Raw genomic sequence first — 15,319 nt, 5'->3', positions numbered from 1 at the left:
CGGCGAGGCTTCTTCTTCCCCATGCTCTCCATGATGGACATCCTCCCGGGGCTGAACCCCAGATCTCGAATGTCCGCCAAAGCGGATCAAGCCCATGGAGCGGGTGTTCACAGAGTGCGGTGTGGTGCACATCCTTGCGAGAACCCTCGACGGCGCGGCATCGTGCCCGGACTGTCAGCTTCCGTCGAGTCACGGGCACAGCTGCTATGAACGTCGGCTGGCCGATACTCCGATCGGTGACCAGCCGGTGATGATCGCACTGACCGTGCGCCGGTTGTACTGCGATAACGCCCTGTGCGGGCGTCGTACGTTCGTGGAGCAGGTCGCGGGACTGACGTTGAGGTACGGAAGGCGGACACCTGCTTCGCGCCACGTCCTGGCGGTCGTCGCAGTTGCCCTCGCCGGCCGGGCCGGGGACCGTCTTGCTGCTGCCCTGCAGATGAAGGCGAGTCGGACCACGCTGCTGCGGGCGATCATGGCCGTGCCTGATCCCGTCTGGGCCGTCCCCAAGGTGCTGGGCGTCGATGACTTCGCCACCCGCCGAGGACACCACTACGGCACCGTTCTCATCGACTGCGAGACCCGCCGGCCTCTCGATCTGCTACCCGGCCGCGACGCCTCCACCCTGGCCGGGTGGCTGCGTGAGCATCCCGGCGCCGAGTTCATCTGCCGTGACCGGGCCGGATCCTAGGCCGATGGCGCCCGGACCGGTTCCCCGAACGCGGTCCAGGTGGCCGACCGGTTCCATGTCTGGCAGAACCTCGGCACCGCCGTCGAAGCCACCATCCGACTCCACAGCAACTGCCTCCAAACGGCTGTCACCAGCCCTGATGACCTGACGAGCGATGGCGACAGCGTGGAAGCCACGAAGGCAACGTCGCCGATCGAAGCCCGCATCCGAGAGCGGCACGCAACCATCCATGCACTGCTGGCCCAGGGACACTGCATCCGGGAGATCGCCAGAGAAGTGCACATCGGCGGAAACACTGTTCGCCGCAACGCCCGCGCAGCGGTCCCCGAACAGCTGCTGAGCGGACGGCGCCAGCCCCGGCCCAGCCAGCTTGACCCCTACAAGCCCCACCTGGACAAACTCTGGGCCGAAGGACACACCAACGCTATCCAGCTGCATGTCGAGCTCCAGAACCTCGGCTACCGCGGGAGCTACCAGATCATCAGCGACTATCTGCGACCGAGGCGGCGCCGACGCATCCGCACCGTCCCACCCGCACCACCAGGAATACGCCGGATCATCGACTGGATGATGAGGCACCCCGAGAACTTGAGCGACAGCGAGAGCGAGCAGTTCGCCGCCATCCTCTCCCACTGCCTGGAACTCGCCGCCCTCCACGCGCACGTGCGCGCGTTCGCCGAGATCCTTCAAACCCGCTCTGGCCAGCACCTCAAAGACTGGGTCATCGCCATCCGCACCGCGGACCTACCCCGGCTGCACGCGTTTGCGACAGGGTTGGAGAAGGACTGGGACGCCGTCCTCCAGGGCCTGAGCACACGCTGGAACTCCGGCCCCGTCGAAGGCCGCGTCAACCACATCAAGATGATCAAACGCCAGATGTTCGGACGAGCCAAGCTCCCCCTACTCCGCAAACGTGTCCTTCTCACGGCCGCCCGCCCCGCAGCCAGTGCCGTCCACGAGTAGGCCTGGCCCAGGAGAAGCCGGGCAAGGAGATCGTCTCTCGGTCGTTCCAAGTGATCGGTTGGCATCAGCTCGACCTTGTCAGCCGGCTCCCGCTCAATCTGATCCGTCGTTTCGCGTTGTCAGCCGTTGGCGCGTCCAGGTGATGAAGTTGTCGCCAGGGCCTGCCAACTGCACGTCCGCCAGCAAAGATTCGACCTCCTCATTCGGAGCGTCATCGACCCGAAGGAAGATCTCCACTCTCGTGAGTGGCACGAGTCGCACGACCGGCAGGGCTGGGTGGCGGAACTCCTGCAGGAGATTGCTTCGGTCGAGAAGGTGGACGATCTGCGGGACGGCCTCATTGTGCAGGACCGTCGCCAGCGCCTCACCGCAGATGACGCTGTTGTCCTCGCGCAGGCCCAGCGTGCACGGAACGGCATCTCGGTGTCCGGAGCGTGTGCTGCGTGAGGCGGTGGGATCACGTCGCCGGACAGCACCGCGGGGCCGAAGGCGATGGGGGCTCGGGCATCACCGCTGGCCGAGTGCCGGTTAATCCACTCCCAGTACGGCGCTGGCACGATGCGGTAGCCGACCTCGAAGACGGCCGCATCAGGGTCTACGTAGTGACGGCGAACCCGAGAATGGCTTGATCGCCGTTGCTGGCGATGAGGCGGAAGGTGCGGCCGGACTTCTTGAAGCCAACTGCTTTCCTCACCGGGGCCACGTGCTGCTTGACCAACAGGTCCAGCGGTGTCATCGATCCCTTCCTTGCTCTGCGTCCACGTCTCTCGATCTTCATCGACGTCGAGTGAGCGAAGCGTGAGCGGCACCGATCGCGGTGATCGGGGTCGGGTGATTTTTACATGGGAGGTGCGACCGCCTCATGGAGACCGAACATTTGCGTGATCCCCGTCAGCAGCATTCCGTGTCCGCGCACCATCCGTTGATCGCCCTCACGGAATGTGTGCCAGAACCCGGTTCTCGGCGAACAAAGCCAGCCCGCCCGAGGGTGAGAGGCCCTGGACGACTATCGGCGCCAGCGTGGCCTGGGGTGACGGTGGGCGCATCTGGCTGTCCCAGGTGCGCGGGCCCCGGTCCGGCGTAAGGATCGCTGTACGGGCGGTGGCCCAGATGTCTCCCTGCCGCGGCCTGGACTGCTGCCCGACCGGCCCACAGGGGGGTCCTGGAGGTACGCATGCCGTCGACGATCTGGAGCGGGGCCATCAGCTTTGGCCTGGTCACGATCCCTATCAAGGTGGTCGGTGCCACCGAGGATCACTCGATCCGCTTCCACCAGGTCCACCTGGAAGACATGGGCCGGGTTCGCACCAAAAAGGTGTGCGAGATCGACGGCGAGGTCGTGCCGCAGGACGAGATCGGCAAGGGCTACGAGCTGACCAAGGACGAGACAGTCTCGATCACGGACGCAGAGCTCGACCAGATGCCACTGCCCACAGCCAAGGCGATCGAGATCGTGGCGTTCGTGGACGCCGACACGATCGACCCCGTGCGAATCGGTGACAGCTACTACCTGGCAGCCGACGGGCAGGTAGCGGCGAAGCCGTACACCCTGCTCCGCAAGGCGCTGGAGCGCTCCGACAAGGTCGCCATCGCGAAGTTCGCCTGGCACAACCGCGAACGGCTCGGCCTGCTGCGGGTCCGCGACAACGCCATCGTGCTCCACGCGATGCGGTGGCCGGACGAGATCCGCGACCCGGCGGAGCTGGCCCCGAAGAAGACCGAGTTGGACGAGGACGAGATCGAGCAAGCCGTGCAGCTCGCCGAGAGCATGGCCATCGACGACATCTCGGGTTTCCGTGACGCGTACCGGGACGCCCTGGAAGAGCTGATCGAGGCGAAGAGCGAAGGCAAGGAACCAGCCCAGCCGGTCGAGGGCGAGGCGCAGCAGCCCGCACAGGTCGTCGACCTGATGGCAGCTCTGAACGCCTCCGTACAGAAGGCAAGGGAGTCCCGCGGCGAGACGGACGGCCACGCCACGGTCCACGAGATGAAGCCCCGAAAGAAGACGGCCGCGAAGAAGACGGCGAAGAAGGCACCTGCCAAGAAGACCGCAGCGAAGAAGACCACGGCGAAGAAGACTCCCAGCCGGAAGCCACGCAGCGCCTGACTACCCGAGGACCCCGAGCTCGGTATCGGGCCGGCAGTGGATGCAGGCCCGGATCCCATCGGCGAGGGCGGCGAGGGCCTGCTCGCGAGTGATGGCGCGGCGCCGCTTCCCGGCCGCGTAGCACCCGCCGACATGGACATCGATGGGCCGCGAGCCGACACCGATACCGAGCTCGATAATCCAGTCCGGCGTCGGCGGCCGGGCCCGCTCGCCCTGCTCGGGCTCGGTCTCGCGGCGCTCCTCGGCGGCGATCCAGCGGTCGATCTGCTCGACCTGCTGCACGGCGATGCGGCGAGCGAAGCGCAGCATGGCCAGGCGAGACGGACTATCGGACATGTGTTCGAGTCTACGCCGGGTGCTGAGTACCATCGGGCGGCGTAGATTTCCGGAAGCCGAAGAGGGGGGCCGCATGAGCGACGCTGACCTGCTGCGATCCCTCGGCATCGACCCGGCGGGGCTGGACCCCGCCCCACCGTGGGCGCCACGCCAAAAGGCAGGCACCGAGCGGCTCGACGGCAGCCACCCATGCGCGCTCTGCGGCGAGCCCGCAAGAGCGACCGGGGTCGTCGACCCGCCCGAGCACGGCCGCCGCTGGCTGGACCGCTGCATGCCCTGCCTCCTCGCCACCACCCCCCGCGGCGGGCCTCGTGCACCGCTGGCGGACACGCTGGCCGTGCTGCGCGAAGCGGTGGGTTGCCCTGACGATCGTGGCCGACGGGTCGTAGCCTGCCGTCGTGGGCACCCTGCGATTTCACCTGACCCTGTTGACCGGCGACAGGCCCGTCATGCACGGCTGGTGGTCCGACCTGCCGACGGCCGAGAAGAAGTACACGCGGTGGATCGGCGAGCGCGGAAGCCGCGCCGGTGCCCGCATCACGCTCACCGACGAGGCAGACGGCGGCCGACTGCTGAAGTCATGGCCGGACGGGGACGCCTGATACCGCCCACACCGTCGGTTCCGTGGGGGTATGCTCCCCGGCCGGTGAAATCGGAAGGTGGCCGCATGGCGGGTACGACAGCGTTCGTGTGGGTGCTCCTCGGCGGCTGCGGTGTCGCAGTCGTCACGGTCATCGCCCGGGCCAAGGTGGACATCGCCCGCATTCAAGCGAAGACCGGCGGCCGCGAATCGACCCGACGGAGCTGACCGACGCCAGTCCTTGAACGCACAGTCGGCTTCCGCTTCGGAGCCACGCCATGCTCCGTGGCGATGCCACGCACGGTCTCCTCGGTCCACGGCGTCAGCGCCGCGATCTTGGCGTGAGACAGACCGGACGTACGCAGTTCGTCGGCGACGGCCTTCCGCGCGGTCTGCCGCCTCTCCTCCAGCAGCACCTCGGCCTTGGCCAGCTCATCGAGGGCGTCGGTGAGGTTCTGGCTGGGCTCGTGAGGCTCGGCGCTCTTTCGCGTGGCCATGCGGTGAAAGGTCCCTCCAAGCCTGCCTGTGGGAGCTGAGGAAAACCGGCGCTCAGCCCTTCCGACGCTCGGACGGGCTTTGACCCGGTCTTCTGCGGCCTTGGAAAGTTCGGCAGCCGTGTTGATCGGCCGTTTGGAGGTCCGGGGTGCCGGTCAAGTCTCTGGAGGACGCGGCTGGCGTGCGCCTCGGTTGCACGGCGAACTTCACCACGGGCGAGTGACGGTATTGGTGTCCAGAGTGACAGAGCCGTCGATGGCCAGGACCTGGCCGTTGACCGTTACGCCGGTGGTCACGGTGATCGAGGTCTGGGCCAGGACCCTTCCTGCAAAGTCGGTGCCGGTGCCCAGAGTGGCTGAACTGCCGATCAGCCAGATGACGTTCCTGGCTGTGGCGCCGTTGATGAGGAGCACGTGGCTCGCGGTTGCCGTCGTCAGGGTCGATCCGATCTGGAAGATCCAGTCGGCGTTGCGGTCTCCCTGGGCATCCAGAGTGAGCGTGCCGGTGAGCGCGATGGAAGAGGCGGCGTTGTAGACGCCGGGGGTCAGTGTGAGGCCGCCGATGTCTCCGGTGATGCTGCCGTCCGGGATCTGGCCGAGGGCGTCGTTGTACGTCGTGACCAGGTCGGCATGGCCTGCGACGGCGACGGCGTCCGAGTTGTGGATGCTTCCGTAGACCTGGCCGGGCGGGAATCCGGTGATGGACACTCCCGGGCTCACTCCGAGATCTCCGGTGACGTTCGAGAGGCCGGTGTTGGTGACCGACGCTCCGCCCAGGACTGCGAAGAGCCCCAGATAGGTGTAGGCGTTCGAAGCGGTGGTGGTGCCGCCGAGGGTGGTGACGGAGACATCGGCCGGCCCGAGCGCCCCGGCGGGCACCACGGCGTCGATCTCGGTGTCGGAGGCGACCCGGAAGGAGAGGACGGGGGTGCCGTCGAAGGTGACGCTGGTGGTGTAGGAGAACGCGGTCCCGGTGATGACAACGAGATTGCCGCCGTCCACTGGTCCCGAGTCGAGGGTGATGACGGTGACGGAAGGCGAGTTGAGATAGGTATAGACGACTCCGCTGGCGATTCCGCCCCTGGTGGTGACGGTGACCCCTACCGGACCCGCGGAGGCCGCCGCTGGGACGGTCACGGTGAGCTGGCCGTCGGAGTCGACGGTGAACACGGCGATCTGCGTGCCGAATCTGACCTCGCTCGTGGTGGAGAGGCCGAGACCGGTGAAGATCACTGTATTGCCGCCTCCCAGAGGGCCCGCGGGAGGCGGGTCGATGCGGAAGGAGGGCGGCGGCAGGTAGAAGAAGGTGCCCACAATCCCCGTTCCGCCGGCGGTTGTGACGGAGACCGGGACGGCGCCGTGACCGGAAGGGGTGATGGTGTCGGTCGTGGCGTCGCTGACGACCGTGAAGCTCGTCGCCTGGCGGGTGCCGTAGTGCACGGCGGTGGTGCCGGTGAAGTGGCTGCCGGTGAGAGTCACCGCGTCGCCCCCGCCGGTGGATCCTTGGTTCGGCGAGACTGGCATAGAAGCTCCCCTGAGTCCATCGCCGACGGACGGGGCGCGTCTCAAACCAGCTCTTCCTCCGACGACATTGCGGTGCGAATACATCAAGTAGCACACCGGTCTAACCCGATGTCAACAGCTCAAGGACCCCATGTCGCCCGCAACGGACGCGCGTTCGGCGCTTCGCGTCAAGCAGCACCACCGGCGCACCACCCGCGGACCCAACATCGCCGCCCGGTTCAGCCCCAGTTCCTGAGACCCATCCGAGCCGTCTGGCGAGACGGACCATCGGCAGGTAGGGAATCGTCCTGACCAAGTTGGTCAAGGAATCGATGGCACGAACCACACGGTGGTCCAACTTCAGTGGCAATCGGTCAAGGATCAGTGGCACAGGACAGGCACGCGCCGAGGGCCGCACACGGCAGTCAGTGTTGTCCCGTCTCCGTCGATCTGGTCCCGGTCTCAGATGGTCTGGTCCGCAGAGGCCTTGTTATCGCTCATTGCCGAGTAGATGGTTACGAGCGATGCGACGACGTCCACCCCGATCGGACCGACGATCCTCAGCCATGCGAGCTCGGGCAATCCGCCGAATCGACCGACCATGTCGGCGGCTTCATCAGGCCAGAGCTGCGGCATCTTCGGAAGGTGGATCAGGGAGATCTCGTCGACGAAACCGTGGAGGTCGGCGCCCTTCGCGACCGAGACGTAGTGCACGTTGGCGAGGGAGATCACGACGTCAGGCTTGTGCGGGCCCTCGCGGAGGGTGATCTCCAGTGAGTCGTCCGCGGGGACGGCGTCGAACGCGATGCGGTGGATGAAGTAGCCGACGCACGGCGCGAGAGTGCGCGCCGCGTTCGCACACCGGTTCTTGAAGGCGTCATCGGCCTCGGTCGTATCGATCACAGCGAGAGGCTACGAGCCAGGGCAGCTTACGTCGATCAAGTTGCTGAGACTCGGTGCTCGGCGAACCAGATCGTTTGAGACTCTAGGCGCAATACTGCTGATTTAGCGATGTTTCTGGCGCTTGCTGGTGGTTTTGGTAGGTGGCACGAGTGTGACTGTTGTAGTGGGTGGTGGTGGGTTGTTGTGGTGGGGGTGTTTGAGGTGCCAGTTGGACATATTGCGTTTGATGACGCGGGGGTTGGAGCGTGGTCTGCGGGGTGGCAGGAGTCGTTCGAGGAGTTCACGAATGGTGTGAGTGAGGCCTCGGTTGAGTCTGGAGGGGGAAGTGCCGCCTGGTCGGTGACGTGCCGGCGGGCGGTGTTCAAGGTGCGGGTGAAGGAGATCCGGTCGGGATCCAGTCCGGCGTGGTGGGCGGCCTGGTGCATGACGTCCCGCAGTGCGTGGTGGACGAGGAGGAAGCCGTAGATTTCCTGCTCAACGCCCTCGGGGTATTGCGAGCGCAGGACCAGCTGGCGGCCGCCCTGATGGGTTTTGAGTTCGTCCAGAGTGTTCTCGATCTCCCACCGCTGGTGGTAGAGGACCGCCAGATCGGTGGCGGGTGCCTCCTTCGGGTCGCAGACGGTAGTGATCAGCCGGTAGACCGTGTCCTCACGCGGGCCGCCCAGCGTGTATTCGATGACCCGGACCCGGGCCGGATCGCGGCGCTCGCGGTCGCCGGTCACGACGATTTCGGAAAGGTACGACCCGTCGTCGAAGGCCTGGAGGACAGGCAGGACGATGTTCTTGCGGACCCGCCACAACAAATCCGCTCCCGTGCTCGAAGCGGCCTGCCAAAGGTCGAAGCCGGTGATCCCGCGGTCAGCCAGCAGCATCATCCCCGGCCCGATCCGGTGCAGCAGCCCCGGAATCAGGTGCTGTTCATGGACCGACAACGGACATCGAAAACGGTGCCGTCCACCGCGACCAGACGCCAGTCCCGATACCAGGCACCAACCGTCTCCCCTGTCGCGACCGGCCTGCACACCCGGTCGAACAGCACCTTCAATGGCCCCGGCCCCAGTCTCCGCCGGGCCCGCCCGATCGCCCCCGACGTCGGAACCTGCCAGAGCTTGTCCCACCGCCGCACCCGCTCCAGACCCTGCGTCAGAAGCCGAGCCACTTCCTCATAGCCCTGGCCCGAGAACAGACACATCGCGAGCACGAAATACACCACCACCCGGGCCGGAAGAAGCCGCGACCGCTGTTCCACACGCCCGCACTCAACGATCACCTCATCCACCAACTCAGGCGGAAACTCCCGCGTCAAAACACCCAGAGCAATCCGATCCGACAGACGCTCACCCGACAACTTCACCTGACCAGGCCTTGGCACACCACAACCAACGACCAACCACCACCAAAGTCACCGGTATCCCTTAGGCCACGTCACGTCGTGCCCGGCAGCGCGGACACCTGAGTCCGGCTGGCCGCAACCATTTCCGCACCTCGCGGGTCACACCTGTGAAGCACGGCGGGCCGGGACTCTCCCGGCGCACGGGGAAGGGTTCGGTCGGATGGCACGACGATCACGGGTACGCGCGGTCGCGACGGCGGCGGCGGGCGCGGTGGCGCTGGTGGCGGGGGTGTTTGCCACGGGTCCGGCCCGCGCCGACACGGCGGACGCCGCACGAGGGATGACGGTCCAGTTCGCCGAGCACGAGCTCTTCATCGGGACGGAGCCGGCGAGCGTGGACCTGTCCTACCGGTGGAAGGTGGCCGGCGGGGGCACGGCACACCACGTCCACCTGACCGTCGACCTGTCCGGAGTGGCCGACTTCGCCGAGCCGGCACCGTCGGAGCACTGCAAGGGCAACCTCTGCACGCTGGACCTGGCGTCCGCCACCTCGGACTTCCACGCCATCACGCTGGTGCCGAAGCCCGGTGCGGCCGTCGGCAGCAGCGGCACCGTGACCGTCTCCGGCACGGCGTCGGACGCCACCGTCACCGGCGACCACCTCACCCTGACCAACGGTGCGACGCAGTTGAAGGTGAGCGCGTCCGCCGAGCAGCTGCACCAGGTGCCGGGCGACACGCTGACCTTCCCGCTCGATGTGTGGAACAACGGCCAACTCCCGGCGGCCAAGGGGGTGGAGCTGCGGATCGACACCACCGCCGGGCTGCACCTCCAGGGCTCCTGGGCCAACTGTCGCGACGTGCCTGCGAGCGACCGCGGGGGGCACATCGTGCGCGAGACCCTGTGCGACTTCCCCACCCCGGTGGAGCCGGGCCAGCAGTACGCGTTGTCGTCGCCGCTGCGCGTCAAGGTCGGCGATGAGGCCCTGCGCGACAAGATCTTCTACGAATTCACCCCGCTGACCAGCGCCGCCCCGGCGAACGGCCCCGGGACCCCGCTGACCCTGGTCCCGAGGGGCGCGATGCCGTCCGACGGGAACATCGACCCGTACTTCACCACCTACGTCGACAGCGTCAACCACGCCGACTTCGCCGTCACCGGGGACACCGTCACCGGGCGGCGCGGCGGTCACGCCACGCTGCACGCCACGGTGATCGACCGGGGGCCGGCGGTGGTGGAGGACCTCCTCGACGACGACGCCTTCCTCCCGGTCCTCGTCAAGCTGCCGCCGGGCACGAAGGCCACGAAGATCCCGGACAACTGCCAGCCGCCGCCCACGGACGACGGGTCGGACCCCGGCCCCCGGATGGGCCGGTCCTCCTACCAGTGCTACTTCGGCGACCCCGCCCCGGGGGACAGACACGTCCTGTCGTTCACCGTCGCTATCGGCCCCCGTACCCCGGCCGTCTCCACGGGCCAGGTCCGCACGCTGGAGGTCATGAAGGGGCTCGACCCCGACGCCTCCAACGACAGCGCGGCGCTGACCCTGCGGCTGGCGCAGGGCGGCTCCGCGGGCGGCGGCACGGCCGGCGGGTCCGGGGGCGGCGGTACGCCCGGCGGGTCCGGCTCCGGCGGCGCGGCCGGAGCGTCCGGCTCCGTTTCGGGCGGCCCTTCCGTAGGGTCCGGACCGCTGGCCGACACCGGATTCGGCGGCGGCTGGATCGTCTGGGCGGCCGGCGCGCTGTTGCTGGCCGGTGGTGTGGCCGTAGCGCTCTCCCGACGGTCCCGCGGCGGGAACTGACACGTCGTCCGGGGGTCCGGAGGGGGCCCCGGACGGGTCAGGGACGGAAGCCGTCGGTGATGGTCGCAGCAGCAGCAGCAGCAGCAGCCGCGCCCGCGACTGCGCACGGCCGTGCCGTCCAGCACCAGGCTGGCGCCCGGCGAAAGGTCCAGCACCGCCGCTGCGGTCACCGCCTTTCCTCCCCGGCCGGCACGACAATGGAGCCGTCTCCCAGCAGGCTCGCCAGATCCACTCCCAGCCGCCTCGACCACAGAAGGTGCAGGAGCTGAGCCCGCGCGATCGACTCATAGCCCGTCGCCGCCGCGAGATCCCGAAACTTCCGCCCGCTGACGGCCTCGGCGAGCAGCACCGGTCGCAGGCCCAGGGGATCGGACCGCAGCCGGCGTCGTGAGGCCAGCGCGTCCAGCCCGGCGAAGGCGTGCTCGCGCCAGCGGGCGGCGACCGTGTAGCGCCAGCCGCAGGCGACGGCGACCTCGGCGGCTGCGGCGAACGACTCCCGGTCCGAATCCTTGATCAGAGCCTCCGGCCGTACGTCGATCAGCCAGACGCCGTGGCGGGCCACCACGAGGTAATCCGGTGTGTGGCTGCGGCGTTTCCCACCGGCCTCGAAGGAGATCTTCAACGGCTGCGAGACGACGTCGACGACATCACCGTCGAAGTCCAGGGCCAGCAGCATCCGGCCCTCCTCCAGACTCTCCGCCCCGTGGTGACGGTCGGTGCTGGTAAGAAGTTGCAGACCAGGGCGATGTCGCTGGTCTCGACGCCAAGTGAAGTGACGCATCGGGTCGCTCGACAGCATGGGCTCCTGTACGAGGTCCTGTACCGAGCGGGACGCCGCGTCCCCATCAGCCCGCCACGAGACCGTCCACCGCCTTGTCCAGCCGTCGCGTAGGTCGAGCCCGACCCTGCCCGCGGCGATGTTCACCGACGCGAACAGATCCTCCCAGCTGCACTGATGCGACCAGACGGTCACCGCGTCAGCGGCTTCCGCTACCTTCTCCGGTCCAACGCGTTTCGCCGCCACGGCCTCATGGAACCGCCACAGAGAGCCAGCGGCTTGCGAACTTCGCTATTGGTGACAGAAAGAGCTCGTAACACGATCTTGTCGAGATGCCCTGGTCGGGCGCGACCGGTGTGACGATTCGGCCGTTCGTGATGGCATGGGCACTCGACCGTGGATCGTGGACGATGAGTTGTGGGCGTTGATCGAGCCGTTACTGCCGCCGTGGCCCGAGCGGTCGCCGGGGCCGCGACCAGTGTCGGACCGGCTCTGCCTGCAGGGCATCTTGTTCGTCCTCTACAACGACGTAGCCTGGCAACTGCTGCCTCTGGTGCTCTTGGGGCTGATGCTCTCCGCATGCTCCTTGAGTCAGCCCGCACCACCGAAGTGCGGCCCGCAGGTAGTCCGCGATCGGCTGGCCGCAGCCGGCGACGCCCCGTACTCGGCCGCGCTCAGAGCCATCACGCAGTCGGTGGCCCAGACGACTCCAGCTCATGGAAGGGCGGGTCAACCTCAACGCGCCATTCACCGGGCGCACGACAGACACAACCGAGCGGTACACCGAAGACGTCGTGATCACCCGGCAGAAGGTGTACCGGCGCGCCACCGGAACTCACGGGGTATAGCAGGAGTTCCCTGCGTCGGCGGCAAAGGGGGGTATACCCACGGACCAGCTCCCGCAGTATGTGCGGCTCATGCTCGGTCACGGCGCGTCCGTGCACCAGGGCAGCGAACCTGTGCGCGTCTCGGCCCGCCTCACCCCGAAGGACGTCGAAGCGGTGGACAGGACCGTCGGGCGCAACCTGCGACCCGCCACCGCAATCGACGCAGATGCATGGATCGACAACGAGGGCCGAGTCGTGCGCGTACACCAGAAGATCCACTTCGCGTCCGACCCCGACATCGAAGCGACGATCACGTTCACCGACTTCAAGAACGCCATGCCGGTCAACGCACCCGCTGCGTCCTGAGCGTCAGCCAGGCCGCTGCGCGGCCTGCTGCGCCACGCAGCTGTTGATGGGCACGGCAAGGCTGAGCACCTGCCTGGCAAGACGGGCCAACTATGGCGTTCAGTCACAGTTGTTGTGACTGAGCGGCATGACGGCTTGCCCGTGACGTCCCAGGCTTGCCCACTGCGCGCCCCGGGGCTTGCCCAACCCGCTGACCTGGAGCGACGCTGATGGGTGCCGGTATGGGGCGCATCCACTTGCCTGACATGATCGACCGCGCGACATCGTGACCGGCTGTCGGGGGAGATGGGCTGCACGCCGTCGACTGCACGGCGACGCTCGACCTGATCCCAGGCCCCTGGCGGTTCGCCCCGCCAACGACTGCCCGCGGCCGAAGGAAAGCGTGATGTCCCGCGCTGGTCGGCGTTTGCTACGGCTTCGACGTCTGGCGGTCCGTCCGGCGGGGAGAACTCCGCAAGTTCCAATAGCAGGACCTACCAATATCGAATCGGCCGAGTTCCAGCGCTTGGTGCTCGAAGCCGGGAGCTCAGCACGACTGCGCACGGCTCGCCCGGCAGCTCGCCGGGGAGCGGCGCCAGCGCGGGCGCAGCTCCCCGCCTGCTCGGATGGCTCATGACGTGTGGGCAAGCCTGCAGTGGCGCACCCCGGATGAGGGTTGCACCCACAGTTGTCTGCACGGTTGTCTGCACAGGGGGACCCAGAGTTGCACCGGAGATACTACCTGAGGTGTGACCCCCCTTTTTGTGATCTTGAGCGTTTGCCTGGTCAGACCCCGTGGGCAAGCCAATTTTCTACGCCGACGCCTCTTTCTCCGCGTTAGCCGGAGGAAGAGGCTTTGTTGTCTGACGGCCCGGCGCGGCCTGCTCGCACTGCCGGCCCTTCCTCGCTGCTCGATCCGCTCCCTCGAGCCCCGACCGTGTCGGCCGGCCGCTGCCTCCGCCGGCCGCGCGCCCGGGCGCGTCCCTGGCAACGTCCGGTCGCCGACCGGCGCGCTTCGCCGCCGCTCCGCTCCGCACGGCCCGCGATCCTCGCCGAAGAGGGTTACCGCGGCCCGGTTGCGCGGTCTGCCTGGGCCTGGACGGCGAACCCTGATCTGTGCGAGGACCTGCTCGAACTGCGTGCAGTCGTTGATGTTGCCGCCTGTGACGACAAAGCCGAGCGGACGGCCGCGGCCGTCGCAGGCGAGGTGAATCTTGGTCGTCAGTCCGCCACGGGATCGTCCGAGGGCGTGAGCGTGTGCCGTTTCTGCGGGGCCTGCCCCTTTTTACGGGCGCCGGCCGCGTGCTGATGAGCGCGGGTGATCGTGGAGTCCACCGATACCAGCCAGTCAACGTCCCCAGCCGCATCCTTCTGAGCCTGAACGAGCTCAAGCATCCGCGTGAACGTGCCATCGAGCGCCCACCTGCGGAAACGTGTGTACAACGTCTGCCAAGCCCCGTATCTCTCCGGCACATCACGCCAGGCCGAACCAGTCCGCAGCTTCCACACGATCCCGTTCAGTACCACCCGGTCGTCCCGCCGGGGCCGCCCCGTGTCCGTCCGCGGAAGCAGCCCCGACAGAACGTCCCACTCTTCGTCCGAGAGCTCATGTCGCCGCACCATACGTCACATGATGCCCCATCAACAGCCTTTGAAGACGCCCTAGCCGCGCAACCCCTGACTAGGAACATGCGAGAGCGCGCCGCCGAAACTGCTCGGTGGCGCGCTCGATCTGGTCGTCTGTCAGGCGGCGGGATGAAGAGGCCGAGGCGGCGGCATGGGCATCCCTCCGGGGTGGTGGCGTCTCCTTGGCCCTGGCGGCCTCTGTCGGGAGGACGTGCGGGGGCCGGTGCTGCCCAAACTCGGGTGGCTGGGTGCGGGTCTACCGCTGTTGCGTAGCGGGTGGCCCAACTGGTTGTGCTGCAGGGGTGCGTAACGGGTTGCTTGACGATTTGCTCAACGGGTTGCCAGCGATGAATTCGCTGAGTCGTTCCACTGCAGGTCAGCGGCTATGGGTCAGCGTCCGTCGCCGCCGACACCTCTTCCCCCTTGGGGAAGAGCATCTCTTCCTTTCCCTCTCCCCGGGCCGGGGCGTCGGTCTACCCCCCGGCGGTGCCCGCTCCCGGGTCGCCTCTGCCGGGGCTGTCGCCTCTGCCGGCTTCTGTGTTCGGTGTGAACGGTCGACAGAAGAGCTGACCGCCGCCATTCCCCTGGACGGGGCGCGCGCCCGAAGCCTGTCGGCTCAGGTGTTGAGCGCGTGCCCGGTCGTTGAGTCCACGTGGTCCGGGATCTCGTCGTGGCGATCGCCCACGGTCGGTGTCCCGGCGGGCTCGAACATCAGGATTGCGGCGCCGGACGGAGCGGACGGCTTGTGCTCTGTGCCTCGGGGGACGGTGAAGACCGCCCCCTGTGGGAGCAGGATCGTGCGCTCCCCATCGGGTTCGCGCAAGGAGATGTGCAGCTCTCCGTCGAGTACCAGGAAGAACTCGTCGGTGTCGTCGTGGACGTGCCAGATATGTTCGCCCTCGACCTTTGCGATGCGGACGTCATAGTCGTTGACGCGCGTGACGATGCGGGGGCTCCACAGGGCATCGAAGGAGGCCAGAGCCTTGCTGAGGGGGATGGGTTCGTTACTCATGGGCGTCATCCTGAGCCGTT

The 15,319-nt window shown here is 67.5% G+C and carries 17 protein-coding genes and 2 pseudogenes; 9 read left to right on the top strand and 10 right to left on the bottom strand.

Annotated features, from left to right (window positions below):
• The first annotated feature begins 94 nt into the window (after positions 1–94).
• The 3 genes from ACFVXE_RS27955 (at position 95) to ACFVXE_RS27945 (ending at position 2,101) form a co-directional block, all read left to right on the top strand.
• Complete coding sequence (locus tag ACFVXE_RS27955) at positions 95–691, top strand: transposase family protein (protein WP_389675200.1); 597 nt, start codon at positions 95–97, stop codon at positions 689–691.
• A gap of 39 nt (positions 692–730) precedes the next feature.
• A complete protein-coding gene (locus ACFVXE_RS27950) occupies positions 731–1,654 on the top strand; it encodes a transposase (RefSeq protein ID WP_389675198.1) in 924 nt (307 codons plus the stop codon).
• Between the two features lie 126 nt (positions 1,655–1,780).
• On the top strand, positions 1,781–2,101 hold the full coding sequence (locus ACFVXE_RS27945) for a hypothetical protein (RefSeq protein WP_389675196.1): 321 nt from the start codon (positions 1,781–1,783) through the stop codon (positions 2,099–2,101).
• A gap of 148 nt (positions 2,102–2,249) precedes the next feature.
• Here the strand turns inward: ACFVXE_RS27945 and ACFVXE_RS27940 are convergent, their stop codons facing one another.
• Complete coding sequence (locus ACFVXE_RS27940; RefSeq protein WP_389675194.1) at positions 2,250–2,390, bottom strand: DUF4304 domain-containing protein; 141 nt, start codon at positions 2,388–2,390, stop codon at positions 2,250–2,252.
• Between the two features lie 438 nt (positions 2,391–2,828).
• On the opposite strand from ACFVXE_RS27940, the gene ACFVXE_RS27935 reads away from it, so the two are divergent.
• On the top strand, positions 2,829–3,761 hold the full coding sequence (locus tag ACFVXE_RS27935; RefSeq protein ID WP_389675192.1) for a Ku protein: 933 nt from the start codon (positions 2,829–2,831) through the stop codon (positions 3,759–3,761).
• Here the strand turns inward: ACFVXE_RS27935 and ACFVXE_RS27930 are convergent, their stop codons facing one another.
• Positions 3,762–4,097: a DUF6233 domain-containing protein gene (locus tag ACFVXE_RS27930; RefSeq protein ID WP_389675190.1), complete on the bottom strand. Its 336-nt coding sequence runs from the start codon at positions 4,095–4,097 to the stop codon at positions 3,762–3,764.
• A gap of 398 nt (positions 4,098–4,495) precedes the next feature.
• On the opposite strand from ACFVXE_RS27930, the gene ACFVXE_RS27925 reads away from it, so the two are divergent.
• Positions 4,496–4,699: a hypothetical protein gene (locus tag ACFVXE_RS27925; protein WP_389675188.1), complete on the top strand. Its 204-nt coding sequence runs from the start codon at positions 4,496–4,498 to the stop codon at positions 4,697–4,699.
• Between the two features lie 65 nt (positions 4,700–4,764).
• A complete protein-coding gene (locus ACFVXE_RS27920; protein ID WP_389675186.1) occupies positions 4,765–4,905 on the top strand; it encodes a hypothetical protein in 141 nt (46 codons plus the stop codon).
• Here the strand turns inward: ACFVXE_RS27920 and ACFVXE_RS27915 are convergent.
• From ACFVXE_RS27915 to ACFVXE_RS27895, 5 genes are all read right to left on the bottom strand, one after another.
• Positions 4,863–5,174, bottom strand: coding sequence for a hypothetical protein (locus tag ACFVXE_RS27915; RefSeq protein WP_389675184.1), 312 nt, complete (start codon positions 5,172–5,174; stop codon positions 4,863–4,865). The two genes, ACFVXE_RS27920 and ACFVXE_RS27915, sit on opposite strands and share 43 nt — an antisense overlap.
• Positions 5,175–5,378: 204 nt before the next feature.
• On the bottom strand, positions 5,379–6,695 hold the full coding sequence (locus ACFVXE_RS27910) for an ice-binding family protein (RefSeq protein ID WP_389675182.1): 1,317 nt from the start codon (positions 6,693–6,695) through the stop codon (positions 5,379–5,381).
• A 441-nt stretch (positions 6,696–7,136) separates the two neighbouring features.
• Positions 7,137–7,577, bottom strand: a complete 441-nt coding sequence (locus ACFVXE_RS27905; protein WP_389675180.1) for a hypothetical protein — start codon at positions 7,575–7,577, stop codon at positions 7,137–7,139.
• A 35-nt stretch (positions 7,578–7,612) separates the two neighbouring features.
• Positions 7,613–8,509, bottom strand: coding sequence for an IS4 family transposase (locus tag ACFVXE_RS27900; protein WP_389675178.1), 897 nt, complete (start codon positions 8,507–8,509; stop codon positions 7,613–7,615).
• Entirely contained in the window at positions 8,485–8,931 is a 447-nt protein-coding gene (locus ACFVXE_RS27895) for a transposase domain-containing protein (protein ID WP_389675176.1), read from the bottom strand. The genes ACFVXE_RS27900 and ACFVXE_RS27895 overlap by 25 nt, the downstream gene beginning before the upstream one ends.
• A gap of 199 nt (positions 8,932–9,130) precedes the next feature.
• Between ACFVXE_RS27895 and ACFVXE_RS27890 the strand changes: the two genes are divergently transcribed.
• Positions 9,131–10,711 carry a hypothetical protein gene (locus tag ACFVXE_RS27890; RefSeq protein ID WP_389675174.1) on the top strand — a complete coding sequence of 527 codons (1,581 nt, stop codon included), beginning with the start codon at positions 9,131–9,133 and terminating at the stop codon, positions 10,709–10,711.
• A 166-nt stretch (positions 10,712–10,877) separates the two neighbouring features.
• Here the strand turns inward: ACFVXE_RS27890 and ACFVXE_RS27885 are convergent, their stop codons facing one another.
• Entirely contained in the window at positions 10,878–11,636 is a 759-nt protein-coding gene (locus ACFVXE_RS27885; protein ID WP_389675204.1) for a TnsA-like heteromeric transposase endonuclease subunit, read from the bottom strand.
• A 235-nt stretch (positions 11,637–11,871) separates the two neighbouring features.
• Between ACFVXE_RS27885 and ACFVXE_RS27880 the strand changes: the two are divergent.
• Positions 11,872–12,039 (top strand): annotated as a pseudogene (locus ACFVXE_RS27880) (transposase); the annotation flags it as partial.
• Positions 12,040–12,406: 367 nt separating this feature from the next.
• Entirely contained in the window at positions 12,407–12,682 is a 276-nt protein-coding gene (locus tag ACFVXE_RS27875) for a hypothetical protein (protein WP_389675208.1), read from the top strand.
• Between the two features lie 1,051 nt (positions 12,683–13,733).
• On the opposite strand, the pseudogene ACFVXE_RS27870 reads toward ACFVXE_RS27875, so the two are convergent.
• Together ACFVXE_RS27870 and ACFVXE_RS27865 are read right to left on the bottom strand one after the other, a co-directional pair.
• Positions 13,734–14,284: pseudogene (locus tag ACFVXE_RS27870) on the bottom strand (IS5 family transposase); the annotation flags it as partial.
• Positions 14,285–14,903: 619 nt separating this feature from the next.
• On the bottom strand, positions 14,904–15,299 hold the full coding sequence (locus ACFVXE_RS27865) for a cupin domain-containing protein (RefSeq protein ID WP_389675172.1): 396 nt from the start codon (positions 15,297–15,299) through the stop codon (positions 14,904–14,906).
• Positions 15,300–15,319: the final 20 nt, after the last annotated feature.

It is taken from the genome of Streptomyces sp. NPDC058231 (genome assembly GCF_042882275.1).
In the GTDB taxonomy this organism is placed as follows: domain Bacteria; phylum Actinomycetota; class Actinomycetes; order Streptomycetales; family Streptomycetaceae; genus Streptomyces.
Note: the sequence above shows the minus strand (reverse complement) of the source record. Positions and strands in the feature narration are given on the sequence as shown.